This is a genomic window from Isoptericola cucumis (genome assembly GCF_014635665.1).
In the GTDB taxonomy this organism is placed as follows: domain Bacteria; phylum Actinomycetota; class Actinomycetes; order Actinomycetales; family Cellulomonadaceae; genus Isoptericola; species Isoptericola cucumis.
The window spans coordinates 19,805-46,407 of sequence record NZ_BMDG01000013.1; the positions used below are offsets into that span (position 1 = coordinate 19,805).

The following is a 26,603-nucleotide window of genomic DNA, read 5'->3' on the forward strand; positions in this document are numbered from 1 at the left end:
AGGAGCGGGCGTCCATGTCGAGTGTCACCACGACGCCGCCGGCGGGCGCGTCCCACGGCCCGTCGGCCGGGACGGCCTCGGCCGCCCGCCGCGGCCGGGCGCGGTGGTTCTGGCTGGCGGGCGCCGTCGTGCTGCTGCTGGTGGCGCTCGTCGCGAGCCTGGCCATCGGCTCGCGCCCCGTCCCGCCCACCGGCGTCTGGGCCGCGCTGACCGGCGGGGACGTCCCCGCGGCGGACGAGGCGGCCGTGGTCGGGCTGCGCCTGCCCCGCACCGTGCTCGGCCTGCTCGTCGGCGCCGCGCTCGCCATGGCCGGGGCCGTGGTGCAGGCGCTCACCCGCAACCCGCTCGCCGACCCCGGCATCCTCGGCGTGACGGCCGGCTCCGGCTTCGCCGTCGCGATGGCGATCGCCGTGCTGGGCGTCACCTCGCCGTCCGGCTACGTCTGGTTCGCCCTCGGCGGCGCGCTCGTGGCGACCGTCGTCGTGTGGGTCGTCGGGGGCGCCGGCCGGGGGCGGGTCGACGTCGCGCAGCTCCTGCTCGGCGGGATGGCGCTCACCGCCGTGCTGTCGGGCATCGTCTCGGCGATCCGGCTCAGCGACCCCGAGGAGTTCTCCGCCCTGCTCGTGTGGGAGTCCGGATCGTTCCAGTCGCGCGGCTGGGACGTCATCACGCCCGTCGCGCCCTTCGTCATCGTCGGCCTCGCGGGCACGCTCCTGCTCGGCCGGTCGCTCAACGCCGTCGCGCTGGGCGACGACGTCGCCGGCGCCCTCGGCACGTCCGTGGCGGCCACCCGCGTGGGGTCGGTCGTGGCGATCGCGGTGCTCGCCGGCGGGGCGACCGCGCTCGCCGGGCCGATCGCCTTCGTCGGCCTCATGGTGCCGCATGCCGCCCGCTGGGTGACCGGGCCCGACCAGCGCTGGGTGCTCGCGCTGTCCGCGGTGCTGGGGCCGGTGCTCGTGCTCGTCGCCGACATCCTCGCGCGCGTCGTCATGTGGCCCGGCGAGGTCCCCGTGGGGATCGTGACGGCGTTCCTCGGGGCGCCCGTGCTGATCGTGCTCGTGCGCCACCGCCGGATGGTGGGCCTGTGAGGCGGGGCGGCGTCGTCGTCACCACGCTCGCCGTGGTCGCCGCCGTCCTCGCCGTCGCCGGGCTCGCGCTCGGCGACTACCCGCTGACCGTCGCCGAGGTGGGCCGCGCGCTGCTCGGCCAGGACGACTTCGCCACCACGATCGTGCGCGAGTGGCGGCTGCCGCGCGTGCTGGCGGGGCTCGTGCTCGGCGCCGCGCTCGCCGTCGCCGGCGCGCTGTTCCAGTCGCTGACGCGCAACCCGCTGGGCTCGCCCGACATCATCGGGTTCACCACCGGGTCGTACACCGGTGTGCTGGTCGTCATGACGGTCGTCGGCCCGGGCTACCTGGGGACGGCGGCGGCCGCCCTGGCGGGCGGGCTGCTCACCGCCGTCGTCGTCTACCTGCTGGCGTACCAGCGCGGTGTGCAGGGCTTCCGGCTGATCGTCGTGGGGGTCGCCGTCTCCGCCATGCTGCACGCGGCGAACACCTTCATGCTGATGCGCGCGCAGACCGAGATCGCGATGAGCGCCGCCGCCTGGGGCGCCGGGTCGCTGTCGCTCGTGGGCTGGGAGCAGGTCGCGCCCGCGACGGTGGTGCTCGCCGTGCTGGGGGCCGGGGTGGTGGTGTGCGCGCCGCTGCTGCGCCAGCTCGAGCTCGGGGACGACTTCGCCGCGGCGCACGGCGTCGCGGTCGAGCCCGCGCGGCTGGGGATCCTCGGGATCGGGGTGGCGCTGACCGCCGTCGCGACGGCGACGGCAGGGCCGATCGCGTTCGTCGCGCTGTCCGCGCCGCAGGTCGCCAAGCGGCTCGTGCGGGGACCGGGCCTGCCGCTGGTCGCGTCGGCGCTCACCGGCTCGGTGCTGCTGCTCGGCGCCGACCTCGTCGCCGAGCACGTGCTGCCCACCGCGCTGCCCGTGGGCGTGGTGACGATCGTCCTCGGCGGCGTCTACCTGCTCGCCGTGCTCGTCGCCGGCGCGCGCCGCGCGCGGTAGGTCGACCTCGGGGGGCGCGAGGGTCAGCCGCGGCGGCGGAGCAGGCCCTCGAGCAGCGGCACGGCGACGGCGACGAGCGTCAGGCCGGCGCCGACGTACGTCGCGACGCCGGGAGCGGCGACGCCCGGCGAGACGACGTCGAGCACGAGCGCACCGACGACCTGCCCGGCGATCATCCCGAGGCCGAGCAGCAGCACGCCGATGCGCTGGACCACCGCGGCCTGCAGGGCGATGAAGACGATGCCGAGCAGGCCGCCCGAGTAGAGCAGCAGGTCCGGCGGGAACGTGCCGGCGGGCATGCCGTCGACGACCAGCGAGACCCCGAACAGGACCAGCAGCGCCGCCGTCCCGACGAGGAAGCTGACGAACGTCGCCGCGAGGACCCCGCCGTCGCGACCCGTCCGCCCGTCCGGTCGCGGCACGCCGGGCCGCACCGCGGCCCGCACCCGCCCGTTGAGCGCCTGCTGGAACGACTGCAGCACCCCCGACACGAGCGGGAAGACCGCCAGCCCGAGCGCCGCCGTCGACGCGCCCGCTCCGGAGACCACGACCACCGCCACGACGGTCAGCACCGGGCCCAGCGCCCGCCCCAGCGTCACGAGGCGCACGCCGCCTGGCGCGAGGCCGACCCGGTCGATGACCAGCGAGCTCACGGACTGCCCGGCCACCAGCGCGATGGTGAAGACGGCCACGCCGAGGGCGTCGACCGTCAGCCCCTGCGAGGTCACGTAGAACGCGCCGCCGAGGCCACCGAGGCACTCCCACCAGCGCAGCCGGCCGCGCTCCGAGCCGTCGCGCCCGGAGCCGTCGCGCCCGGAGCCGTCGCGCCCGGAGCCGTCGCGGCGCAGCCCCGCGCGGACCTGCCCGACCGCGGAGCGTCCCGCGCGCGAGAACGGCAGCACCAGGGCGAGGAGCACCAGGCCCGAGCCGAAGGACAGGGCGGCCGTGCCGAACGCCGTGCCTGTCTCCGTGGCGAGGGTGCCGTTGACCCGGCTCTGCAGGGCGGCGGCGAACCCCGCGACGATCGCGAGCGCGACGCCGAAGGCACGCTGCCGAGCGCTCACGATGGTTGCCACGATCACGGGATCCTAGTCGCGGGGCCGGCCGCTCCCGGCATGCGGTGGCTGTGAGATCGGGCTCCTCAGGTGAGGTGGTCGAAGTCGCCGCGCACCCATGCGGCGTGCCGCTCGGCCGAGCGGAGCACGACGTCGCGCGCGTCGGCCGGGATCACGCCCTCGAAGTTGTTGTAGAGGCGCTCGAACGGCCGCCGGGCGACGTGCTCGGCGACCCGCGTCACGACCGCGCCCGACAGCGGGATCCGGTTCGGGTAGCTGCGCATGAAGCTCACGGACGTGCGGTCGGGGTTGGCGAAGATCGTGTCGCCGGACAGCAGCACGCCCCGCCCGTCGGCGCCGTCCGCCCAGTGCACCACCGCCGAGCCGGGGAAGTGCCCGCCCGGCTGGCTGAGCACCACGCCGGGCAGCACCTCGCGCTCGCCGGACGGGCCGGGCGACCAGGCCTCGACGACCACGTCGGGGCGCGCCACCCAGCCGGCGTCGGCCTCGCTGACCAGCACCGGGACGTCGCGACCCGTGGCCGCGGCGAGCCGCCGGCTCCACTCCACCTGCACGCCGAACATGTGCGGGTGGCTGGCGGCGATCACGACGTCGCCGCCCCCGGCGGCGTCCACGACGGCCGCGACCCCGGCGTCGTCGACGAAGCCGAGCGGGTCCCACAGCAGCGCGCCGGCCGAGGTGCGCACCACCTTGGACTGCTGCCCGATGCCCACGCCGGGCGCGGTGTGCAGCCCCAGGAGGCCGGGCTCCAGCTCGGCGACCTCGACGGCGTGGCCCTCGGCGGCGAGCTCCTCGAGCGTGGCCCACGCCTGCCCGGCGGCGGGCACCCACTGCCGCTCGTCGTCGCAGACGGCGCAGACGTCGGGCCGGTGCGCGTGCTCGACGGCGCAGGTGCGGCAGATCCAGAAGGTCTCGTCGTTCCCGGGTGAGGTCATGCCGCACAGAATTCCACCTCCCGGCGGAGGCGCCTACCCCTTTGGTCTCCTTACGCTGTGCGGATGCCGCAGCACCGAGGGTGGACCACCCGCCTCGCCGACTGGTGGGGGATCGACGCCGACTGGGTGCGCGTGCCCGCCGACCCGCCCCGCGCCTTCCGCAACGACGCCTGGCTGGGGCTGGCGTTCGTCGTCGTCTCCGTCGTCGGCACCGAGCTCGGCCGGAGCATCGGGTACTTCGAGGACGAGCCGGCTCCCCCCTGGCTGCTGTACCTGCTGGCGGCCGCGGGCGCCGCCCCGCTGGTCTGGCGCCGGCGGTACCCGCTGGTGGTGCTGTCCGTGGTGTACGTGCACTTCCTCGTGGTGGGGCTGACCGTCCCGATGGTGACGATCCTCGCGCCGCTGCAGGTGGTCTACTTCGTCGCGCTGTTCAGCGCCGTCGCCTGGGCGCGGGACCGGCAGGCGATGGTCCTCGTCGTCGGCGCCGCCCTGTTCGCGATGTTCGCCTGGCTGACGTGGCAGTTCGCCGTCGGCGCGGGCGTCGAGGGCATCGTCGAGCAGATGGGCCTGGCCGACGAGCAGCCGGGCTCGGTCAACCCCGCCCTCGCGGTGACCCTCTACAACCTGCTGGTGAACTTCGCCTACTTCTACGGCGCCGCCGTGGCCGGCCAGCTCATGTGGCACGCCGCCCGCCGGCGTGAGCGCCTCGCCGTGCAGGCCGAGACCATCGAGCGGCAGACGGCGGAGCTGCAGCGCCAGGCCGTCGTCACCGAGCGGCTGCGCATCGCCCGCGAGCTGCACGACGTCGTCGCGCACCACGTGTCCGTCATCGGCATCCAGGCCGCCGCGGCGCGGCGCCTCCTCGCGCGCGACCCGGGTGCGGCCGCCGCGCCCCTCGAGACCATCGAGGGCGAGTCCCGCGAGGCGGTGGCACAGATGCGCAGCCTCCTCGGCACCCTGCGGGGGATGGACGACGAGCCGGGCGACGGCGGGTCGCGCGCCCCGGAGCCGGGCCTCGCCGACATCCCCGGGCTCGCGGACGCCGCCGACGGCCTCGACGTCCAGGTGCGCGTCGTCGCGGACCCGGGGGCGGCGGACGGCGTGCCCGGGCCCCTGGGGCTCAGCCTGTACCGCACCGCCCAGGAGGCCCTCGCGAACGTGCGCCGGCACTCCACCGCACGGCGGGCGAGCGTCGTCGTGCGGGTGGAGCGGGAGGTGGACCGCGGGTCGCCCGACGTCGAGCGGTTCCCCCACGGGTACGCCGAGGTCGAGGTGCTCGACGACGGGCGGCCGCGCTCCGGGTCGTCGGGCACGGGGATGGGCCTGCTGGGGATCCGCGAGCGCGTCGCCACCCACGGCGGCGTCGCGGACGTGGGACCGCGCACGACCGGCGGCTACCGTGTCCGGGTGCGACTGCCGCTGCCCGAGGAGCGACCGTGACCGGCCCGTCGACCGGCCACCCGACCCGGCTGCTGCTCGTCGACGACCAGCGGCTGGTGCGCTCCGGCTTCGCGATGATCTGCTCCGTCGAGCCGGACCTCGAGGTCGTCGGCGAGGCCGCGGACGGCGCCGCCGCCGTCGAGCAGACCCGGGCGCTGCGCCCCGACGTCGTGCTCATGGACGTGCAGATGCCGGTGATGGACGGGATCGAGGCGACCCGGCGGATCGTCGCCGAGGACCTGGCGAAGGTGCTGGTGCTCACGACGTTCGACGACGACGCCTACGTGCACGACGCCCTCACGGCGGGCGCGTCGGGCTTCCTGCTGAAGAACTCCGACGCCGACCGGCTGGTCGACGCCGTGCGGACCGTCGCCGCCGGGCACGCGCTGCTCGCGCCCGAGGTGACCCGCCGCGTCATCGAGCGGATGGTCGCCTCTGGCGCCGTGCCGTCGCCCGCGCCCACCGGGCCGCCGGCCGACCCGCGCCTGGATCTCCTCACCCCGCGGGAGCAGGAGGTGCTGGTGCTGGTCGGGCGCGGGCTGTCCAACGCCGAGATCGCGGGCGAGCTGTTCCTCGGCGAGGCGACGGTCAAGACGCACGTGTCGAACGTGCTGTCGAAGCTGCACCTGCGCGACCGCGTGCAGGCCGTCGTCTTCTACCACCGGACCGTGGGCGACGGTTGAGCCGTCCGACCCGGCCGGCGAGTCGTCGCGGCGGAGGAGTTGTCTTGTCGAGCGGTGTCGGCCCAGCGGGCACGGTGACCGCTCACCCGTACGCACTCCCGCGTCGCGGGCATCTTCCGTTCACGCGGCCTGGCTAGCGCTCGGGCGGCATCGATCCTGCACTACGGGAATTGCCTGCTGGGCCGGACTCGGTCCGGCGGGAACGGTACGGTTCGGGCCCTGCCGGCACCCTCGAGAACGGCACCCCGTCGCCGCGAGCCGATCTGGTGGACACCGCCTGAGCTGCGCGGCTCAGCCGGTGGGTGGAGCCCGGATCTCCGTCCCGCGGCGGATACGCTCCAGCCCCGCGTTCCGTAGGTTCGTGGTCATGACGACGACGGACTCCCTCGAGGTGCGCGGGCTCACCCGCACCTTCGGTGACCTGACCGCCGTCGACGACGTCAGGTTCGCTGCCCCGCCCGGGCTGCTGACCGGCTTCGTCGGCGGCAACGGCGCCGGCAAGACGACCACCATGCGCATGATCATGGGCGTCCTGGCCCCGACGGCCGGCGAGGTCCGGTTCGGCGGCAGGCCCGTGACCCGCGCCGACCGGCGCACCTTCGGGTACATGCCCGAGGAGCGCGGCCTGTACCCCAAGCAGCCGGTGCTCGACCAGCTCGTCTACCTGGCGCGGCTGCGGGGCATCCCCGCGGCCCGCGCCAAGGCGGAGGTCCTGGACCACCTCGACCGTCTCGGCCTCGCCGGGCGGTCGAAGGAGCACGTGGAGAAGCTGTCGCTCGGCAACCAGCAGCGCGTGCAGATCATCGCCGCGCTCATGGGCTCCCCGCGGCTGCTCGTCCTCGACGAGCCGTTCAGCGGCCTCGACCCCGCCGCCGTCGACGGGATGGTGGACCTGCTCGCCGAGCACACCGCCCGCGGTGTGCCGGTGCTGTTCAGCTCGCACCAGCTCGACCTCGTGGAGCGGCTCTGCGAGCGGCTCGTCATCCTCAAGTCGGGCCGGGTCATGGCCGACGGCGCCCCCGCCGAGCTGCAGCAGGCGGGGCGGCTGCGCCACCGCTTCGTCGCGGACGGCGACGCCGGCTGGGTGCGCGGCGTGCCCGGCGTGCACGCGGTGGACGTCGACGGCTCCGTCGCCCTCCTGGAGCTGGCGGACGACGCGGCCGTGCAGCGCCTCCTCGCGACCGCGCTGGAGCGCGGCGGCGTCCGCGAGCTCACCCCCCTCCGGCCCACGCTGGCCCAGATCTACCGCGAGGTGACGGCATGACCACCACCCCCACCCTCCAGCCGGGCTCCGACCAGCGCAGCCAGGCAGCGGCGGACGACACCGAGGGCACCCGCGGCGCGTGGCTCGTCGTGATGCGGCGCGAGATCGTCGTGCGCGCCCTCAACAAGGCGTTCCTCGTCGGGCTGCTCGTGTCGGTCGCGATCATCGCGGCGCTCGCGGCGTTCTTCGCCTGGCAGGGCAGCCAGACCGACAGCTTCACCGTCGCCGTCGGCGAGAACGACGCGGCGGCCACGGCGTCGGTCACCTCGGCGGCCTCGGTCGCCGACGCCCAGGGCGGCGGCACCGAGCTCACGACCCTCGAGGTGGCGGACGCCGACGCGGCGCGCACCGCGCTCGCCGACGGCGACGCCGACGCCTGGCTGCACCCCGCGGACGGCGGCGACGGCTGGGTGCTCACCGGGCAGGGCGACCCGGACGGCTCGCTGACGCAGCTGGTCACGGCGGGCGTCGAGCAGCAGAACCTGGAGAGCAACGCGGAGGCGGCGGGCACGTCCGTCGCCGAGCTCACGGCCGGTGCGTCGCTGACCACCGACCAGATCGACGGGGGCGCCGTCGACTCGCAGACGCTGTTCTTCGCGTCCTTCGCGCTGGCGCTGCTGTTCTTCATCGGCGTCATCGGCGCGGGCCAGATGATCGCGGGCAGCGTGGTGGAGGAGAAGCAGTCGCGGCTCGTGGAGATCATGGCCACGGCCGTGCCGCTGCGGCAGCTGCTGGTGGGCAAGATCCTGGGCAGCTCGGTGGTCGCGCTCGCGCAGAACGTCGTGTTCGCGGGCGTAGGCCTGGTGGCGCTGTCGTTCACGCCGACGTCGGCGATCCTGCCGGCGCTGTCGGCGTCGCTCCTGTGGTTCGTGCTCTTCTTCGCGGTCGGCTTCCTCGGGCTCGCGGCCCTGTACGCCGTCGCCGGGGCGCTCGCGTCCCGGGCCGAGGACCTGCAGCACACCACCACCCCGATGACCATGGCCGTCATGGGCGTCTACTTCATGACGTTCTCCGCCAGCGGCGCCTTCGAGACCGTGCTGTCGTACGTGCCCGTCGCGAACGTCGTCTCGATGCCGGTGCGGGTGCTGTCGGGCGACACGCTGTGGTGGGAGCCGATCGTGTCCCTGCTGATCCTCCTCGCGTTCACGGCCGTGGCCGTGCTCGTGGGGGAGCGGGCGTACCGCGGGGCGCTGCTGCAGACCGGCGGGCGCATCAGCTGGAAGCGCGCGCTGGCCGCCTCGGCGTGAGCCGGGGTAGGGGTGACCCCCGAAAGGGCTCAGGGATGCCCCCCGAAGTTGCCCTGAGCCGCGGAATTCCGCGGCTCAGGGCGCTAGCGTCCTTCTCGTGACCACCCTCGACGCCGCCCGTCTGCAGTTTGCGCTGCTGGCCGGGACCCACTTCCTCTTCGTCCTCGTGACGCTGGGGCTCGGGCCGGTCGTCGCGGTCTTCCAGACGCGGTGGGCGCTCGCCCGCCGGCCGGAGCGGCGCGCGGTCTTCGAGAGCGCGACCCGGTTCTGGGGCCAGCTCTACCTCGTCAACTACGCGCTCGGCATCGCCGCGGGGATCGTCATGGAGCTGCAGCTCGGGCTGAACTTCCCGGGCCTGCTGGACGTCGGGGGCGGGGTCTTCGGGGCGCCGCTGGTGATCGAGACGATGGCGGCCTTCTTCCTGGAGTCCACCTTCCTCGGCCTGTGGGTGTTCGGCTGGCACGTGCTGCCGCGGTGGGCGCACACGGCCGCGTTCTGGCTGGTCGTGCTCACCGGCTACCTGTCGGCGTTCACGGTGATGGTCGCGAACGGCTTCATGCGCCACCCGGTGGGCTTCGAGATGGTGGACGGCACCGCGCGCGTGACCGACGCCGCCGCGCTGGTGACCAACCCGGCCGCGCTGCTGTCCGGCCTGCACGTCGTGGGGGCGTGCCTGATGGCGGGGGCGTTCCTGCTGGTCGGGGTCAGCGCCTGGCACCTGCGCCGCGCGCCGTCCCGGATGCCGGGGGTCGTCGCGGCGGGCCTGCCGGGCGCGACGATGTCGCCCGAGAACGAGCTGTGGCGCCGGTCGATGCGCACCGGCGTCGTCACCGGCACCGTCGGGGCGTTCCTCGCCATCTCGTTCGGCTTCGGGCAGTACTCGTACCTCGACGCCGAGAAGTCGCTCGCGAACGCGCCCGGCGTCATCGGCACGGCCTACCTGACGATGGAGGTCGTCGCGTACCTGACGTTCCTCGTCGGCGCGGGGCTCGTGGTCCTCTTCGCCGGCAACGCCCTGTTCCGGATGTGGCGGCCGCTGCGCCGGGGCCTGTACGCGGTGCTGGTCGTGCTGCTGCCGCTGCCGTTCCTCACCGCGCTGCTCGGCTGGGTCGCGCGCGAGGTGGGCCGCCAGCCGTGGGCGATCGAGGGCGTGCTGCGCACCGAGGACGCCGTGACCGACGCCCCGGCCGGGCAGGTGGTGACGTCGCTCGTCGTGCTGGTCGGCGTCATGCTCGTGCTCGCCGTCGTCGACTGGGCGGTCATGACGCACCTCGCCCGCCGGGGCGCCGACCGGCTCGCGCTCGGCGCCCCGGCCGGCGACGCGCTCCGCGACCCCGACCGCACCGAGCTCCTCACCTTCGGAGGCACCCGATGAACCCCCTCGGCTGGGGCCTGCTGCTGGCCGTCCTGCTCGCCGGCTGGGCCGTGCTCGACGGCGCCGTCCAGGGCGGGGTGCAGCTGGTGCGCCCGGTGGGCGGTCGTGACGACGCCCGTCGCCGGGTCGTGCTCGCGTCCCTCGCGCCCATCCTGCTGCTCGGCGAGGTGTGGCTGGTCGCCGCCGCGGGCGTGCTGCTGGCCGCGTTCGGGCACGTCGAGGCGACGCTCTGGCGCGCGGGCTACCCGCTGGTCGTCGCCCTGATCGCGGCCTGGGCGGTGCGCGACGCCGCGCTGTGGCTGCGCAGCCGCCTGCACGCGCCCGGGTGGCGCCGCGCCTGGGACGTCGCCGCGCAGGCCGCGAGCGTGGCGCTCCCCGCCTCGTTCGGCGCGCTCGCCGGGATCGCGTGGGTGCAGCTGTCGGCGGTGTCTCCCGGGGTGACCGTCGGGCTCACGGACGTCCTGGCCGCCGAGCGGGGCAGCGCGGGGACCGTCGTCCTGCTGACCCTCGGCCTGCCGGTGCTCCTGGCGGCGCTGTGGGCGGTGGCCGCGCGGGTGCACGGCGGGCTCGTCGTCGGCCGGCGGGCGCCGGAGGCCCTGGCCGCGGGGGCCCGGCGCCGGGCGCGCACCGCGCTCGTGCCGGCCGCGGGGCTCGCCACGGTCGGCGCGCTGGGCGCCCTCGGCGTCGCCACCCTGGGCACGACGTCGGCCGTCGTCGGCGCCGTCGCCCTCCTCGCGGCGGCGGCGCTGGCGCTCGCGGCCCGCTTCGACCTGGACCGCGGCCAGCACCGGCAGCCGGCGGTGCGGTGGGCGGGCCCGGCGCTGGTCCTGGCCCCGGTGGTCGCGACGGCCGCCGTCGTCGGCCCGCAGGTGCTGGCGATGGCGGCCCCGGCCGGCGTGCTGCACGACCTGACGTGGCCGGTGCTCGGCGCGTTCGCCGCGGTGCTCGTGGCCCAGACCGTGAGCTGGCGGGTGCTGCTGCGGCCGCTCGGGCCGCAGACCGCCGTCTTCCTCTGACGGACGGCCCGGACGCGGCATCGTCACCGGGCGGCAACACCGCCGACATGCGGGCCGCGCACGATGGGGCCGTGCGGCCACCGGGGCCGCGAGGAGGAGGCGTTCATGGACGCGAACCCGTCGGCGCTCGCCCGTGCGAGCCGCCAGCCACGCCCGTCGCCCGCCCGGCCGCCGCACGCACCGCCGGTGGACGCGCCGCCGGTGGACGCCGTCCGGCGCCCCACGCGCGGCGACCTGCTCACCGTCGACCCGGCCGACCGCCGTCGACGCGCGCAGACGGCGCTGCTCGAGCTGGTCGTGACCCGGTCCACGGAGCGCCGCCGCGCCTGAGCTGGCGCCGAGCGGGTGAAACACGGGCTCCGAACGCCACCGCGGGCGGGGCGAGCGACCCCCGCTCGGCGTAGGTTCGGGGGGTGGCCCGACGACGCGGCGGCGACTCCGACGCCTACACGTTCGACCTCGAGCCGGAGGGGCCCGAGGCGGACGACCCTGCGGGCGGAGGGACGGGCGCCCCCGCGAACGACTCGGCAGACGGCCCCGCGGGCGACCCGGCGGCGACGGGGCGCTCCGGCCGGCCGTGGCGCTCCTCGCGTCGCGTGCGGGCACGGGGCTCCACGCGCGTCGTCGCGGCCCGGGGCGGGCAGTCCTCGACGCTGCTCATCGACCTCGACCCCGACCCCGACCTGGACGCCGATGCCGAGCCACCGTTCGACGACGGCCCGGACGGCGCTGGTGGGGACGGCCCCCGGGACGGCGGGCTGCGGGTCGCCGCGCGCCGGGTGCACGACGTCCTGCGCGGCCGGCGGCTGGTCGCCGTCGTCGTGGTCGCCGCGCTCGCGCTGACGGCGCTGGTCGTGGACACGGTGGGCGACCGGGGCCGGCTCGAGGCGCTGCGTGCGGCGCCGGGCGGTGTGCTCGACCTCGTGGACCAGCCCCGCGAGCTGTGGCGCGTGGGGGCGGAGGGCGACCTGCCGGGCGGGCTGGCGGGCGTGCTCGACGGCGTGGTCGCGGTGCAGCACCGTGACCGGCTGCTGGGGATCGACCCGGCCGACGGGGAGCGCCGGTGGAGCGCCCGCCTGCCCGACGCGGCCAGCGGCTGCGGGCCGGGCATGGACCTGTGGTCGCGCAGCTTCCAGATGGCGTCGGCCGACCAGATCGTCTGCGTGTCCGCGACGGGCGGGTCCGGCGGGGACGCGGACCCCGACGTCGAGGCCGACACCCGCGAGCGCAGCACGGTGACCGTCGTCGACGCGGACGGCACGGTGCTCGCGTCGCGGACGGTCATGGCGTCGCACACGATGCTGTTCCCCGGCCCGGACGGCGGGCTCGTCGTCGTGCGGTGGGTGGGGGAGGCCCGCACGGACGAGCCCGGCCGGGACGGCGCCGAGCGCGGGCTGGAACGGCTCTCGGTCGAGGAGCTGATGGCGGGCGACGGCGGACCGGTGATCGAGGACGGCTACGACCTGCAGGTGCGTCTCGAGGACGCGGCGACGGGGGAGGAGCGCTGGAGCCGGACGGTGCCGTTCGACGGCACGGTGGACCCGTCGTTGTGCGTGCGCTGGTCGGACGACGGCGCCGTGTCGGGGGTCGAGCTGCGGGGCGGGGTGCAGACCCTGGTGCGCCAGGACCTGCTGTGGGTGGCAGGCTGCGGCATCGACGCCTGGCTGACCGGCGACGGCGACCGCCTCGACCGGACCGACGACCCGACGACCTTCGAGGGGTTCGCCGTCTGGCCGCTGGGCAGCGGCGGGTTCGTGGCGCAGGAGGAGGCGGACCCGGCGGCCGCGGGCCAGGACGGCCGGGAGCCCGTCGCGCGGCTGCTCGGGCCGGACGGCGAGCGGCGGCACGCGCTGGACGGGAGCTACCTGGTGCCGATGAGCGGCGACGGCGGCGGCCAGGACGTGCAGCTGCTGCGCCGTGACGACGCGGTGGTCGCGGTCGACGCGGACGGCGAGGACCTGTGGTCGCGCGATCTCGAGGCGGCCGCGTTCGCGGCGCGCACGTCGCAGGTGGCGGTGGTGGTGGACGAGGACCGCGCGGTGCACGGGCTGGACCTCGCCACGGGCGAGGAGCTGTGGTCCCGCGAGGACCTGCTCGACGGGATCGAGACCGCCTACTCGCGGGGCTTCTCGCCGGAGGTGGTGGACGCGGCGTTCACGGACGGCCGCGCCGCGGTGCTCGTCGTGGCGGGCGGGCCGCAGGCCGACCAGGTGCACTGGCTCGCGGTGGACGTCACCACGGGCGAGGACCTCTGGACCGAGCGGACCGACGGCCAGGAGTGGGGCGTCCACCTGGCGGTCGACGGCCACCTGCTGCGGTGGACGCCGACCGAGATCGTCGGCCTCGGCTGACGCGGGACGCCGTCCGGCGCTCGCTGCGCGTGCCCCTGACCTCGGCGGATGGTTGGCTACCACCGTGACCGGCTACGACCCCGCGTTCCTCGGACCCCAGGACGCGCTCCGCGTGCCGCTGCCCACCCCGACCGACCCCGACCGCGAGCTGCGGCAGCTCGACCACCCCCACTTCACGGTGCTGCTCGACCCGCGCCGGCGGCTCGCGGCCGCCACCGCCGTGACCGTCGACGGCGGACGATTGCAGCCGCTGCCTCGGACCGGCTCCTGGCGCCTCGACGACCAGGCGCCCGCCGCCGAGCAGGCGGGCCCGGAGCTCTACCACCGCAACGCGCTGGACCGGGGGCACCTGGTGCGCCGTCGCGACCCGATGTGGGGCACGCGCGACGAGGCGCGCCGCGCCGGCGAGGCGACGTTCGTCTACACCAACGCCGCCCCGCAGGTGGGCCGGTTCAACCAGTCCCAGGAGCTGTGGAACGGCCTCGAGGACCACGTCCTCGAGTACGCCCAGGTGCACGAGCACCGCCTCGTCGTGCACACCGGCACCGTCCTGGCCGCCGACGACCCGGTCTACCGCGGCGTCGGCATCCCGCGCCGCTTCTGGAAGGTCGCCGCCTGGTCCCGGCCCCTGCGGGCCGCCGCGTTCGTGCTGGACCAGACCCCGCAGCTGGACGACGCCGAGCTGCGCGCCGTCACGGCCCGCGCCCTCGCGGACGGCGAGCTGCCGCCGCTCGGCCCGTTCCGCACCTTCCAGGTGCCGGTCGCGGACGTCGCCGCGCTGACCGCGCTCGACCTCGGCCCGCTGGTGGCGGCCGACGTGCTGCCCGCCGCCGCACGGGCCGCCGGGCCGGCCCCGGACACGTGGCGCGAGCTGGCGGGGCCCGGCGCCATCGTCGTCTGAGGCCTACGTTGGTCGCCATGGAGACCCTGCTGATCGCCGTCGCGTCCGCCGTGGTCGTCATCGCGGTCACCGCGCTCGCACCCCGCGCCGGGGTCGCCGCCCCGCTGCTCCTCGTGCTGATCGGCGTGGGTGTGAGCTTCGTCCCCGCGATCCCGGCGATCGAGATCGACCCCGAGGTGATCCTCGCCGGGGTGCTGCCCGCGCTGCTGTACGCGTCGGCGGCGTCGTTCCCGTCGATGGACTTCCGGCGCGACTTCACGGCGATCGGCGGGATGTCGGTGCTGCTCGTGGTGCTGTCGGCCGCCGTCATGGGGTTCGTCTTCGCGTGGGTGATCCCCGGCGTCGACCTGGCGGCCGGCATCGCGCTGGGGGCGATCGTCAGCCCGACCGACGCCGTCGCCACGTCGATCATCAAGAAGCTCGGGGCACCGCAGCGGGTGGTCGTCATGCTCGACGGCGAGGGGCTGCTCAACGACGCGACGTCCCTGGTGCTGCTCCGCTCGGCGATCGCGGCCACCGCGGCGAGCGTGTCGTTCTGGGGCGTCGTCGGGGACTTCGCGCAGGCGGTGCTCGTCGCGGTCGTCTTCGGCCTGGTCGTCGGCTGGGTCGGGTTGCTGGTGCGCAAGCACCTGGAGCACGCCGCGCTGTCGACGGCGGTGTCGTTCGTCGTGCCGTTCGCCGCCTACCTGCCCGCGGAGGCGCTCGACGCGTCCGGCATCGTGGCGTCCGTCGCGGCGGGGCTCGTCACGAGCGCCGGGTCGGCGCGGTTCCTGCGCCCGCAGGACCGCGTCGCGGAGCACAGCAACTGGCGCACGATCGAGACGCTGCTGGAGGGCGGGCTCTTCCTCGCCATGGGGCTGCAGGTCTTCGGCCTGGTCGAGGAGGTGCGCGCCGAGCACGGGTCGCTGTGGCTCGCGTTCGGCGTCGCCACGCTCGGGGCCGTGGGGGTGGTGGTGGTGCGGGCGCTGTTCGTGCTGCCGCTGCTGCGCTACCTCGCCCGCAAGCGGGAGCGCGCCGGGCACCTCCGCAGCACGGTGGAGCGCAACCAGCAGGTGGTGGCCGCCAAGCTCGAGGCGTTCGCGGACGCCGACGGCGTCCTGACGCCCGACGCCGCCTTCGCGATGGCCCGGTCCATGCGGGACGACGCCGCGCGGCTGCCCGGCGGGCCCCGCGGCCGGCGAGGGAGGGGCGACGCCGCGCGGCAGCGCCGCCGGATGGAGGCCGCGCGCCGGCGCAAGGACTCGCTGACCGAGGAGCAGCGGGAGCGGCAGCGCTCGCGGATGACGGCGCGCGCGGCGGAGTTCCGGCGCCGGTTCACGCGGCGGCTGGCCGACGTCGACTACCTGCTCGCGGCGCCGCTCGGGCCCCGGGAGGGCGTGGTGCTCGTGTGGGCCGGCATGCGCGGCGTCGTGACGCTGGCGGCGGCGCAGACCCTGCCGCCGGACTTCCCGCAGCGTTCCCTGCTGATCCTCGTGGCCGTCGGGGTGGCGGTCGGGACGCTCCTGGTGCAGGGCGGGACGCTGCCGTGGGTCGTGCGACGTCTCGGGCTCGCCGGCGTCCCGTCACCCCGGCTGGAGGAGGGGACGGCGGGACTGCGCGAGATCGTCGACGGGACCGCCGGCCGGATGCTCACCGAGCCCGGCCTGAGCCGCCCCGACGGCTCGCCGTACGCGCCGTACGTCATCGAGCGGGTGCGGGACGTCGTCCTGCGCGACCAGCACGACCAGGACGAGGAGGAGGCGGCCTCCCACGACCTCCAGGCGCAGTTCTTCGAGCTGCGCCTCGCCGTGATCACGGCCCAGCGCGCGGCCCTCCTCGAGGCCCGCGCGCTGGGGAAGTACGACTCCGCGCTGCTGCAGCGGTCGCTCGACCTCCTGGACGCCGAGCAGATGGCGGTCGAGATGCGGGGTCACCACACCGGCGACTGAGCCACCGGTCAGGATGACGGCTCAGGACGACGAGATCTCGCTGCGCGCGACGCGCCACAGCCCGCCCACGAGCGGCGCGACGACCCAGATCGCGGACGCCGACGCGAGCTGTGCCCAGCCCTGGGCGTCGAGGGCGGCGCCGAACAGCAGCGGTTCGCCGGCGGTGCCGAGGTCGATCCAGGGCAGCGCGTCGGCCAGTCCCGGGACGAGGCCGCCCACGATGCCGAACAGGGTCGGCATCAGCAGCAGGGTCACGATCGCCGCGGGGGTGCTGCGCAGCAGCAGCCCGAACCCGACGCCCTGGGCCATGAACAGCACGACCGAGATCGCGAGGTAGGCGACGTTCTGCGCGGTGACGTCCCAGGCCGGGTCGGCGTCACGGAAGCTGACGACCACCAGGTGGGCGAGCGCCGCGAGGCCGACCGCGAGGACCAGCAGGGCGAGCCCGGAGCCGATCGCGCCGACCACCTTGGCGATGCCGACGCGGGTGCGCCGCGGCTCCAGGGTGAACGTGACCAGCGCGGTGCGCTGCGACCACTCGGACGTCGCCGCCAGCACACCGACGATGGGCAGCAGCATCGCCATCGGGGTGCTCGTCGCGACGAGGAACGCGCTGAACGAGTGGTTGCCGCCGTTGACCGCCACCATCACGGCGAGCACGCCGGCGGTGATGAGGGCGATGACGGCCAGCAGCCAGCGGCCGGCGCGCGTGTCGAGCTGCTTGCGCCACTCGACGAGCGTGAGGGTCGCGAACGTGAGCGGGCGGACCTCCGCCCCGGCGCGCGCGGCGGACCGGGTCGGGGCCTGGGCGGCGGGGGTCGTGGCGGTCATGCCGGCACCTCCTGACGGGTGTGGACGGTCGCGGACTCGCGCGCGTCGTCGGCGGTGAGCTCGAGGAAGAGCTCCTCGAGCCCGCGCGAGTCCGCGGCACGCAGCTCGGCGAGCACGACGCCCGCCGCCGCGGCCGCGCGGCCCACGTCCAGCGGCTCGGCCTCGACGGCCAGGCCGCCGGTCGTGAGCGCCTCGACGCCGACGTCCGCGCGCCGCAGGGCCTCGGCGAGCGCGGCGTCGTCGGTGGAGCGCACGAACGCGCCCGCCTGCCGCAGCAGCTCCTCCTTGGTGCCCTGCGCGACGATGCGGCCGCGGCCGATGACGACGAGCCGGTCCGCGACCTGCTCCATCTCGCGCAGCAGGTGCGACGACAGCAGCACGGTGCCGCCGCGGCCGGCGAAGTCGTGCAGGAGGTCGCGCATCCAGCGGATCCCGGCGGGGTCGAGGCCGTTGGCCGGCTCGTCGAGGATCAGCACCTCCGGGTCGCCGAGCAGCGCCGACGCGAGGCCGAGCCGCTGCCGCATGCCGAGGGAGTACTGCCCGACGCGGCGGGCGGCCTCGCGCTGGGTGAGGCCGACGACGTCGAGCGTCGAGTCGATGCGGGCGCGGTCGACGCCGGTCATCATCGCGGCCAGGGTCAGGACCTCGCGGCCGGTGCGGCCGGAGTGCTGGGCGGCGGCGTCGAGCAGCACGCCGACGCGGCGGCCGGGGTTGCTGAGCGCGGTGAACGGCTTGCCGAGCACGCGGGCGCTGCCCGACGTCGCCGGGGTCAGGCCGCAGATCATGCGCATGGTCGTGGACTTCCCCGCGCCGTTCGGCCCGAGGAAGCCGGTGACGTGGCCCGGTTCGACGGTGAACGACACGTCGTCCACAGCCGCGACGGGGCCGTATCTCTTGGTCAGGTGCTCCACGGTGATCATGCCCCTACGCTCCCGTGGCGGCGGGGGCCCGCGCGTCGGCCGGAAGGATGGAGTCCGGGGGCCCGGGCGGACCTGCGGTGACGCCCGGGTCATCCCTTCGGACGACCCGGGCACCGCCGGTCGTCGCCCGACGACGGATGCCCGGGCTCCGCCGTGTGCCTAGTCTCGGTGCATGCCCGACCCCGCATCCGCCCGCGCTCCCGCTCGCTCGCGGGCCGCCCACGTGTGGGGCGAGGTGTGGCGGGTGCTCCTGGCGGCGTTCGCCGGCTTGGTCGGCCTGCTCGCCATCGCGTGGGAGTACGACACCGGACAGCGGGTGTTCCCGCCGGACCTGTGGGCGGTGGACTTCCTTGTCGGCTTGTGCGGGCTGCCCTTGCTCCTGCTGCGCCGACGGGCGCCCCTGACGATCGCGCTGCTGCTCGCGGCAGCGAGCGCCGTGTCGATCACGGTGGTGGGGGCCTCGGCGATCGCCGCGATCTCCCTGGCGACGACGCGCCGGTGGTGGGCGATCGTGGGCCTGGGCGTGGTCTTCAACGTGGCGGGCTGGGTCTACGGGAGGACGCACCCGCCGACCGACGGCTACGGCCCACTGTTCGACGTGATCGCGGGCACGCTGTCGTACGCGCTGCTGGTGTGGATCGGCGCGTACATCGGCCTGCGCCGCGAGCACCTGCAGTCGTTGCGGGAGCGGGCGGAGACGGCGGAGCGCGAGCAGACGAGCCGCGTCGCGCAGGCGCGGTCCACCGAGCGGGCGCGCATCGCGCGCGAGATGCACGACGTCCTCGCCCACCGCATGTCGCTCGTGGCGATGCACGCCGGGGCGCTCGCGTACCGCACGGACCTGCCGCCCGAGAAGGTGGCGGAGACCGCGGGGGTGGTGCAGTCGAACGCGCACGCGGCGCTGACCGAGCTCCGCGAGGTGCTCGGGGTGCTGCGTGACCCGTCGGCGGATCCGGTCGAGGCCGGGCCGGAGGCCCCGCAGCCGACCCTGGAGGACCTGGACGACCTGCTGGCCGAGGCCCGTGCGAGCGGCGTCGAGGTGCACCTGGTGCGGGCCGTGGGGTCGCTCGACGGCCTGGCGGAGTCGGTGAGCCGGCACGCCTACCGCATCGTCCAGGAGGGCCTGACGAACGCGCGCAAGCACGCGCCGTGGGCGCCGGTCACGGTACGCGTGGAGGGGGCGCCCGGCGAGGGCCTGGAGCTCCGGGTGCGCAACCCCGTGCGTACGGTCGGCCCGGCACGGGAGCCCGAACCCGTGCCCCCGGCGTCCGGCCTCGGCCTGCTGGGGCTGGCCGAGCGGGCCGAGCTGAGCGGTGGGCGCCTCGTGTACGGACAGGCGGGCGGCGCGTTCGTCCTGCACGCCTGGCTACCGTGGGCGTCATGACCGACACGGTGACCGACATCGACGCCTCCTCGACGACGCGCGTCGTGCTCGTCGACGACGACCCGCTGGTGCGTTCCGGCCTGCGGCTCATCCTCGGCGGCGGGCCGGGCCTCGACGTCGTCGCGGAGGCGGGTGACGGGCTGGAGGCGCTCGACGTCGTCGCCCGGGAGCAGCCCGACGTCGTGCTCATGGACATCCGGATGCCGCGGCTGGACGGCATCGAGGCGACCCGGCGCCTCGTGGCCGGCGGGACCTCCCGCGTCATCGTGCTCACGACCTTCGACACCGACGACATGATCCTCGAGGCGCTGCGCGCGGGGGCGGCGGGCTTCCTCCTCAAGGACACGCCGCCCGACCGGCTCGTGGCCGCCGTGCAGGCGGCCGCGGCGGGCGAGCCGACGCTGTCGCCCCGGGTCGCCGAGCAGCTCATCACCGCCGTCACCCGCGGCTCCGCGCCGGACGGGCGACGGGTCGCCGCGGCGCGCGTCGCGGGGCTCACCGACCGGGAGCGGGACGTGGCGCTCGCCGTCGGGCGGGGACTGTCCAACGCGGAGATCGCCGCCGAGCTCTACATGAGCGTCCCGACGGTCAAGACGCACGTCTCGCGCATCCTCACCAAGCTCGACGCCGCCAACCGCGTCCAGGCCGCGATCGTGGTGCACGACGCCGGCCTCGCCGGCTGACCGTCCGTCGGCTCCCGTCGGCCCCCCGTCGGCCCCCCGTCGGCGGGGAGAGGTCGTTTCGGCCACTGTCGGATCTCCGGGATCCGCGTCGGCCAGGCGGCACCGATTCCGGTCGCGCGGGCGCTTCCCGCCCAGCCTGACGGATTCCCGGCTTCCGGGAACTGCCCGCACGCCGGGATCGGGTGCTGCTGCGGTGTCGGCGTCCCCGCCGGGCCGACAGGCGGCGAAACGCAACCCCCGTGCCTCCGCGCTCGCGAGGGCCGGCCGCCGGCTCGACTCCTGCGGGCAGCTCACCAGGGCACGATCCCGCGGAGGTTGGGCGCCTCGACGAGGAGATCGACGATCCGGCAGCCGAAGAGCCGGGCGATCTGACCGATCTGGTCCAGGCTCCACGGCACCTGGCCCGTGAACCGGGCCGAGACGGCAGTGCGCGACATCCCCAGCTCCCACGCCAGCTGCTGCTGGGAGATCCCGCGCCGGGCGCTCTCGAGCCGGACGGCGCCCGCCGCGACCATCGCCAGCCCGTCCTCGCGGAGCGTCGGCGCGCGGCGGCGGCGATCCCGCGGGGCACCCGGGCCCCCTTCGGCGTCGTCGATGTCGACGACGAGCTCGGAGTCGGGCAACGGCCGGATGCCGAGCCGAGCGGAGGCGGACGGGACGGCGGCAGTGCGGGCGGGCCTCGTCATGCCAGGCAGCATGCCCGTCACGGCGGCAGGACGTCGTCCGTCGTCCACAAGCAGGTGCAAGGACGGGTGCGTGCGTCGTCAGGCGGTCAGGCGCTCCCGCAGCCAGGCGATGTCGGGGCCCATGTCGCCGTGCGTCTCGCAGACGACCGGGGCGCCGGCCGCGGCGATCACGCCGACGAGCTGCTCGGCGGGGATGTTGCCGTCGCCGAAGTGGGCGTGCCGGTCGGCGCCGGAGCCCGCGGCGTCGCGGGAGTCGTTGGCGTGCACGAGGTCGATGCGCCCGGTGATCGCGCGGATGTCGTCCGCGGCCGTGGCGAGGTCGATCCCGCCGGCCCAGGCGTGACAGGTGTCGAGCGTGAACCCGACGTTCTCCGCACCGTTCGCCTGCATCACGGCGGCCCACAGCTGCTCGATCCGCTCGAGCCGGCGCGCCATCGAGTGGTCGCCGCCGGCCGTGTTCTCGATGAGCACCGGCACGTCGGTCTCGAGCGCGTCGATCGCCTTGCGCCAGTTGTCGAAGCCGGTGGCCGGGTCGTCGTTCGCCGTCACGTGGCCGCCGTGCACCACCACGCCCTTGGCCCCGATCGCCTCGGCCCCGGTCATGATCTGCTGCAGCAGCTTGCGGCTCGGGATGCGGATCCGGTTGTTCGTCGACGCGACGTTGATGACGTACGGCGCGTGCACGTAGACGTCGAGGCCGGCGGCCGTCGTCTCCTCCCGGAACGCCTCGGCACCGCCCGGGTGGTCGAGCGGCGGCACCTTCCACGCCTGCGGGTCGGACAGGAACACCTGCACCACGTCCGCCCCGATCCGCTTCGCCTCCGCGACGGCGTCGGTCCGGTCGACGTGGGCCCCGATCTTCACGCTCATGCCCTCACCCTACGGACTGGTGCTGACAGCGTCGTAGGCTGGGCCACCATGAGCTCTACGCCGCCGCTCGCGTACGTCATCGCCGGTTCCGAGGCCACGGGTGGGGCCGGCATCCAGGCCGACCTCAAGACCTTCCAGCAGCTGGGCGCCTACGGCGTCGGCACGCTGACCTGCATCGTCTCGTTCGACCCGAAGCACGACTGGGGCCACCGGTTCGTGCCGGTCGACCCGCAGGTCATCGCGGACCAGGTCGAGGCCGCCACGTCGACGCACGCGCTCGACGTCGTGAAGGTCGGCATGCTGGGCACGCCCGCGACGATCGACGTCGTCGCCCGCTCCCTCGAGGCGCAGCCGTGGCGGCACGTGGTGCTCGACCCGGTGCTGATCTGCAAGGGGCAGGAGCCCGGCGCCGCCCTCGACACCGACACCGCGCTGCGTGAGCGCGTGCTGCCGCTCGCGACGGTGGTGACGCCCAACCTCTTCGAGGCGAAGACCCTCGCCGGCATGGACGACATCACCACCGTCGACGAGCTCGCCGAGGCCGCCCGCCGCATCCACGCCCTCCTCGACACCGGCCGCGGACCGCGCTACGTCGTCGCCAAGGGCGGGGTCGAGCTCGCCGGCCCGGACGCCGTCGACGTGCTGTTCGACGGCGAGGAGGTCACCGTCCTCGCCGTCCCCAAGGTCGGCGAGGAGCGCGTCTCGGGCGCCGGCTGCACGTTCGCCGCCGCGATTACGGCGGAGCTCGCCAAGGGCACCGACGTCCGCGCCGCCGTCCAGGTCGCCAAGGACATGGTCACCCGCGGCATCGAGGCCCGCGTCGAGGCGCGCACCCCCTTCGACACGGTGTGGCAGGGCGCCTACACCGGCTGACGCCGCAGGTGAGGGCCGCGGGGGCGGCGCCGCCGTGAGGCATCGGGGTCACCTGGCGGACGCCATGAACGCCTCAAGCCCGGTTCGGCTTACCCTCTAGTCCCGTGAGCGAGAACCAGGGAACCACCGGCTCGACCGAACGTGTGGTCGCGCGCCACGAGATGCCCGACCTGCTGCGCGAGGACATCCGCCTGCTGGGCGGGCTGCTCGGCACGGTGCTGCGGGAGGCCGGCGGGCAGGGCCTGCTGGACGACGTGGAGCGCCTGCGCGAGCTGACCATCCGCGCCTACGGGGCGCACGACGGCGGCGCGACGCTGGCGGAGGCGGCAGACGTCGTCGCGGGCTTCCCGCTGGAGCGCGCCGAGCAGGTCGCCCGGGCCTTCACCTGCTACTTCCACCTGGCGAACCTCGCCGAGGAGTACCACCGCGTCCGCGTGCTGCGCGACCGCGAGGCCTCCACGACGCCGGGCGCGGTCGACGACTCGCTGCCGCAGGCGTTCACGCAGCTCGCCGAGGAGGTCGGCCGGGACGAGGCGCTGCGCCGCCTCGAGGGCCTCGAGTTCCGCCCCGTGCTGACCGCGCACCCCACGGAGGCCCGCCGGCGCGCGGTGTCGGGCGCCGTCCGGCGCGTCTCCACGCTGCTGGCCGAGCGGGACATCACGCGCCCCGGCGGCACGTCGCTCGCCGAGAACGAGCGCCGGCTCGTCGCCGAGATCGACACCATGTGGCGCACCTCGCCCATCCGTGAGCGCAAGCCGTCGGTGATCGACGAGGTCAAGACGGCGATGGGCGTCTTCGACGCCACACTCTTCGGCACCTTCCCCGAGGTGTACCGCCGGCTCGACGACTGGCTGCTCGACGGCGAGGCGGGGCGCACCGCGCCCGTCGCGCGGCCGTTCGTCTTCCTCGGCTCCTGGATCGGCGGCGACCGCGACGGCAACCCGAACGTCACCGCCGAGGTCACGCGCCAGGCCGCGACCCTCGCCGCCGAGCACGCGCTCAGCGCCCTCGAGTCCGCCGCCCGCGAGACGGGCCGCAAGCTCACGCTCGACGAGGAGGGCACCCCCGCGTCGTCCGACCTCAAGGCGCTGTGGCAGCGGATGCGGCAGCTGTCGGACGAGCTGGTCACGCAGGCCGCCGCCGACTCGCCGCGGGAGCCGCACCGCGCCGCCGTGCTGGCCATCGCGGGCCGGGTGGCCGCCACGCGCCGCCGCGACGCCGACCTCGGCTACCGCGAGCCCGAGGAGCTCGTCGCCGACCTGGAGGTCGTGCAGGCCTCGCTCGTCGAGGCCGGCGCGCCCCGCGCCGCGTACGGCGACCTGCAGAAGCTCGTCTGGCAGGTGCAGACCTTCGGCTTCCACCTCGCGGAGCTCGAGGTGCGCCAGCACTCCCAGGTGCACGCCGCCGCCCTCGCCGAGATCGAGGAGAAGGGCGTCCACGGCGACCTCACCGACCGCACCCGCGAGGTGCTCGACACCTACCGCGCGCTGGGCGCGGTGCAGAAACGGTTCGGCATCCGCGCCGCCCGCCGCTACATCGTGTCGTTCACGCAGGCGCCGGAGCACCTGGCCGCCGTCTACCGGCTGGCCGAGCTCGCGTTCGACGGCACCGACGACGCCCCCGTCGTCGACGCCGTCCCGCTGTTCGAGACCTTCGACGACCTCGAGAACTCGGTGGACATCCTCGAGGCGATGCTCGAGTTCCCGCAGGTGCAGCGGCGCCTCGCGGAGAACGGCCGCCGCGTGGAGGTCATGCTCGGCTACTCCGACTCGTCGAAGGACGTCGGGCCCGTCGCCGCGACGCTCGCGCTGCACAAGGCGCAGTCGCGGATCGCCGAGTGGGCGCAGCGGCACGACATCACGCTCACCCAGTTCCACGGCCGCGGCGGCTCGCTCGGCCGCGGCGGCGGCCCCGCCAACCGGGCGGTGCTCGCGCAGCCCCCGCACTCGGTGGACGGGCGCTTCAAGCTCACCGAGCAGGGCGAGGTCATCCTCGCCCGCTACGGCGACCCGACGATCGCGGCCCGGCACATCGAGCAGGTCGCCGCGGCCACGCTGCTCGCCTCGGCGCCCACGGTGGAGAAGCGCAACGCCGAGGCGCGCGAGCGGTTCGCGCCGCTCGCCGAGACGCTCGACGTGACGTCGCGCGCCGCCTTCGACGGCCTGGTGCAGTCCGAGGGCTTCCCGCAGTGGTTCGCCCAGGTGACGCCGCTGGAGGAGGTCGGCCTGCTGCCGATCGGCTCCCGCCCCGCCAAGCGCGGCCTGTCGGTCAACTCGCTCGACGACCTGAGGGCCATCCCGTGGGTGTTCTCCTGGTCGCAGGCGCGCATCAACCTCGCCGGCTGGTTCGGCCTGGGCACGGCGCTGCGCGCGGCCGGCGAGGAGCCCGGCGGGCTCGAGGAGCTGCAGGCCGCCTACCGCGACTGGCCGCTGTTCACGACGCTGCTCGACACCGTCGACATGGGCCTCGCGAAGACGCAGGAGGACATCGCCGCCCAGTACCTGGCGCTCGGTGACCGCGACGACCTGGCCCGGCTGGTGCTCGACGAGCTGCGCCTCACCCGCGAGTGGGTGCTGCGTGTGACCGGCAACGAGTGGCCGCTCGCCAACCGCCGCGTGCTCGGCCGGGCCGTGCAGCTGCGCTCCCCGTACGTGGACGCCCTGTCGCTGTTGCAGGTGCGGGCGCTGCGCGCGCTGCGCAGCAAGGGCGCCAGCGAGGGCCTGCGCGTCGACGACGGCGAGTGGGTCGACGGCGGGTACAAGGACCGCTGGCAGCACCTGCTGCTGCTCACCGTGAACGGCGTCTCCGCCGGGCTGCAGAACACGGGCTGACGACAAAAGCGCTGGTCGCCCGGCCGGGACGCTGCGACGCTGGGCGCATGCCACGTCGCCCCGCCCACATCGCCATGGTCGGCGTCCCGGCCGTCAGCCACGTCCTGCCGAGCCTCGAGATCATCCGGGAGCTCGTCGCCCGCGGCCACCGGGTCACGTACGCGAACGACGCCCCGGTGGCCGACCTCGTCGCGTCCACCGGGGCCGAGCTGGTGCCGGTCACGTCGACGTTGCCGGTCGCCGACAACGACTGGCCCGAGGACGCCATCGGCGCGATGGAGACGTTCCTCGACGACCAGATCCAGGCGCTGCCGCAGCTGCACGCGTTCTACGACGACGACCCGGCCGACCTCTACCTGTACGACATCGGCGGGTACTCGGCGCGGGCGCTCGGCGAGTCGCAGGGGAGGCCGGTGGTCCAGCTGTCGCCGACGTTCGTCGCCTGGGACGGCTACGCCGAGGAGGTGGCGGCGCCCCTGTGGCAGCTCCCGGGGGCCGACGCGTACCGGGAGAAGTTCGCCCGGTGGCTCGCGACGAACGGGGCCACCACGACGGACGTGGACGTCTTCCCCGGAGCGCCCGGCACGGTACTCGCGACCATCCCGAAGGCGATGCAGCCGGAGGCCGAGCGGGTCGACACCGGCACGGTCACGTTCGTCGGCCCCTGCTTCGACGTCCGCGCCGCGGAGGAGGAGTGGCGCCGGCCGGCCGGTGCGCAGAAGGTCCTGCTGATCTCCCTCGGCTCCGCGTACACCCGCCAGCCGGAGTTCTACCGTCGGTGCCTCGCGGCGTTCGGCGACCTGCCCGGCTGGCACGTCGTGCTGCAGATCGGCAAGTACCTCGAGGCGGCCGACCTCGGCGAGCTCCCGTCGAACGTCGAGGTGCACTCGTGGGTCCCGCAGCGGGCGATCCTGGAGCAGGCGGACGCCTTCGTCACCCACGCCGGGATGGGCGGCAGCAGCGAGGGGCTGCTCGCCGGCGTCGCGATGATCGCGGTGCCGCAGGCCGTCGACCAGTTCATGAACGCCGACCGGCTCGTCGAGCTCGGCGTCGCGCGCCGGATCGACACCGACGACGCGACGGCCGACGCGCTGCGCTCGGCCCTGCTCGGGCTCGCCGCCGACCCCGAGGTGGCCCGCCGGTCCGCGCAGCTGCGGGCCGAGGTCCGGGCCGAGGGCGGCACGACCCGCGCCGCGGACCTGATCGAGGGCATGCTCGGCTGACCGCGGGGCCGGGGCCCGGCGGCG

The 26,603-nt window shown here is 75.4% G+C and carries 23 protein-coding genes; 17 read left to right on the top strand and 6 right to left on the bottom strand.

Features of this window, described 5'->3' with window-relative positions:
- The first annotated feature begins 14 nt into the window (after positions 1-14).
- Positions 15-1,088 carry a FecCD family ABC transporter permease gene (locus tag IEW03_RS20505; protein WP_229738384.1) on the top strand — a complete coding sequence of 358 codons (1,074 nt, stop codon included), beginning with the start codon at positions 15-17 and terminating at the stop codon, positions 1,086-1,088.
- Positions 1,085-2,062 (top strand): FecCD family ABC transporter permease, encoded by a 978-nt coding sequence (locus tag IEW03_RS16950; protein WP_229738385.1) that lies wholly within the window; start codon positions 1,085-1,087, stop codon positions 2,060-2,062. Before IEW03_RS20505 ends, IEW03_RS16950 begins: the two co-directional genes overlap by 4 nt.
- A gap of 23 nt (positions 2,063-2,085) precedes the next feature.
- On the opposite strand, the gene IEW03_RS16955 is transcribed toward IEW03_RS16950, so the two are convergent.
- Positions 2,086-3,138: a DMT family transporter gene (locus IEW03_RS16955; RefSeq protein ID WP_229738386.1), complete on the bottom strand. Its 1,053-nt coding sequence runs from the start codon at positions 3,136-3,138 to the stop codon at positions 2,086-2,088.
- Between the two features lie 65 nt (positions 3,139-3,203).
- Entirely contained in the window at positions 3,204-4,073 is an 870-nt protein-coding gene (locus IEW03_RS16960) for an MBL fold metallo-hydrolase (RefSeq protein WP_188524894.1), read from the bottom strand.
- Positions 4,074-4,136: 63 nt separating this feature from the next.
- On the opposite strand from IEW03_RS16960, the gene IEW03_RS16965 reads away from it, so the two are divergent.
- From IEW03_RS16965 to IEW03_RS17010, 10 genes are all read left to right on the top strand, one after another.
- A complete protein-coding gene (locus IEW03_RS16965) occupies positions 4,137-5,513 on the top strand; it encodes a sensor histidine kinase (RefSeq protein ID WP_188524895.1) in 1,377 nt (458 codons plus the stop codon).
- Entirely contained in the window at positions 5,510-6,196 is a 687-nt protein-coding gene (locus tag IEW03_RS16970) for a response regulator (RefSeq protein ID WP_371870636.1), read from the top strand. Before IEW03_RS16965 ends, IEW03_RS16970 begins: the two co-directional genes overlap by 4 nt.
- A gap of 367 nt (positions 6,197-6,563) precedes the next feature.
- Positions 6,564-7,460: an ABC transporter ATP-binding protein gene (locus IEW03_RS16975; RefSeq protein WP_188524896.1), complete on the top strand. Its 897-nt coding sequence runs from the start codon at positions 6,564-6,566 to the stop codon at positions 7,458-7,460.
- Entirely contained in the window at positions 7,457-8,707 is a 1,251-nt protein-coding gene (locus IEW03_RS16980; protein ID WP_188524897.1) for an ABC transporter permease, read from the top strand. Before IEW03_RS16975 ends, IEW03_RS16980 begins: the two co-directional genes overlap by 4 nt.
- Positions 8,708-8,804: 97 nt before the next feature.
- Positions 8,805-10,082 (top strand): cytochrome ubiquinol oxidase subunit I, encoded by a 1,278-nt coding sequence (locus IEW03_RS16985; RefSeq protein WP_188524898.1) that lies wholly within the window; start codon positions 8,805-8,807, stop codon positions 10,080-10,082.
- The gene (locus IEW03_RS16990; protein ID WP_188524899.1) at positions 10,079-11,098 is read left to right on the top strand and encodes a cytochrome d ubiquinol oxidase subunit II; all 1,020 of its coding nucleotides are present in this window, start codon (positions 10,079-10,081) and stop codon (positions 11,096-11,098) included. The genes IEW03_RS16985 and IEW03_RS16990 overlap by 4 nt, the downstream gene beginning before the upstream one ends.
- Positions 11,099-11,203: 105 nt before the next feature.
- Positions 11,204-11,428, top strand: coding sequence for a hypothetical protein (locus tag IEW03_RS16995; protein ID WP_188524900.1), 225 nt, complete (start codon positions 11,204-11,206; stop codon positions 11,426-11,428).
- An 83-nt stretch (positions 11,429-11,511) separates the two neighbouring features.
- Positions 11,512-13,449: an outer membrane protein assembly factor BamB family protein gene (locus IEW03_RS17000; protein ID WP_188524901.1), complete on the top strand. Its 1,938-nt coding sequence runs from the start codon at positions 11,512-11,514 to the stop codon at positions 13,447-13,449.
- A 64-nt stretch (positions 13,450-13,513) separates the two neighbouring features.
- Entirely contained in the window at positions 13,514-14,350 is an 837-nt protein-coding gene (locus tag IEW03_RS17005; protein ID WP_188524902.1) for a DNA/RNA non-specific endonuclease, read from the top strand.
- Positions 14,351-14,367: 17 nt separating this feature from the next.
- Positions 14,368-16,278 carry a cation:proton antiporter gene (locus tag IEW03_RS17010; RefSeq protein ID WP_188524903.1) on the top strand — a complete coding sequence of 637 codons (1,911 nt, stop codon included), beginning with the start codon at positions 14,368-14,370 and terminating at the stop codon, positions 16,276-16,278.
- A 21-nt stretch (positions 16,279-16,299) separates the two neighbouring features.
- On the opposite strand, the gene IEW03_RS17015 is transcribed toward IEW03_RS17010, so the two are convergent.
- Positions 16,300-17,109 (bottom strand): ABC transporter permease, encoded by an 810-nt coding sequence (locus tag IEW03_RS17015; RefSeq protein ID WP_188524904.1) that lies wholly within the window; start codon positions 17,107-17,109, stop codon positions 16,300-16,302.
- Complete coding sequence (locus IEW03_RS17020; RefSeq protein WP_188524905.1) at positions 17,106-18,029, bottom strand: ABC transporter ATP-binding protein; 924 nt, start codon at positions 18,027-18,029, stop codon at positions 17,106-17,108. The genes IEW03_RS17015 and IEW03_RS17020 overlap by 4 nt, the downstream gene beginning before the upstream one ends.
- Positions 18,030-18,201: 172 nt before the next feature.
- Here IEW03_RS17020 and IEW03_RS17025 point away from each other — a divergent pair, with 172 nt between their 5' ends.
- A complete protein-coding gene (locus tag IEW03_RS17025) occupies positions 18,202-19,413 on the top strand; it encodes a sensor histidine kinase (RefSeq protein WP_188524906.1) in 1,212 nt (403 codons plus the stop codon).
- The gene (locus IEW03_RS17030; RefSeq protein WP_188524907.1) at positions 19,410-20,096 is read left to right on the top strand and encodes a response regulator; all 687 of its coding nucleotides are present in this window, start codon (positions 19,410-19,412) and stop codon (positions 20,094-20,096) included. The genes IEW03_RS17025 and IEW03_RS17030 overlap by 4 nt, the downstream gene beginning before the upstream one ends.
- Before the next feature lie 290 nt (positions 20,097-20,386).
- Here the strand turns inward: IEW03_RS17030 and IEW03_RS17035 are convergent, their stop codons facing one another.
- Both IEW03_RS17035 and IEW03_RS17040 read right to left on the bottom strand, forming a co-directional pair.
- On the bottom strand, positions 20,387-20,782 hold the full coding sequence (locus tag IEW03_RS17035) for a helix-turn-helix transcriptional regulator (RefSeq protein WP_188524908.1): 396 nt from the start codon (positions 20,780-20,782) through the stop codon (positions 20,387-20,389).
- Positions 20,783-20,860: 78 nt separating this feature from the next.
- Complete coding sequence (locus IEW03_RS17040; protein ID WP_188524909.1) at positions 20,861-21,652, bottom strand: deoxyribonuclease IV; 792 nt, start codon at positions 21,650-21,652, stop codon at positions 20,861-20,863.
- A 48-nt stretch (positions 21,653-21,700) separates the two neighbouring features.
- On the opposite strand from IEW03_RS17040, the gene IEW03_RS17045 reads away from it, so the two are divergent.
- The 3 genes from IEW03_RS17045 (at position 21,701) to IEW03_RS17055 (ending at position 26,579) form a co-directional block, all read left to right on the top strand.
- Entirely contained in the window at positions 21,701-22,525 is an 825-nt protein-coding gene (locus IEW03_RS17045; protein WP_188524910.1) for a hydroxymethylpyrimidine/phosphomethylpyrimidine kinase, read from the top strand.
- A 161-nt stretch (positions 22,526-22,686) separates the two neighbouring features.
- Positions 22,687-25,356 (top strand): phosphoenolpyruvate carboxylase, encoded by a 2,670-nt coding sequence (locus IEW03_RS17050; protein WP_188525012.1) that lies wholly within the window; start codon positions 22,687-22,689, stop codon positions 25,354-25,356.
- Between the two features lie 47 nt (positions 25,357-25,403).
- Positions 25,404-26,579 carry a macrolide family glycosyltransferase gene (locus IEW03_RS17055; protein WP_188524911.1) on the top strand — a complete coding sequence of 392 codons (1,176 nt, stop codon included), beginning with the start codon at positions 25,404-25,406 and terminating at the stop codon, positions 26,577-26,579.
- The last annotated feature ends 24 nt before the right edge of the window (positions 26,580-26,603 follow it).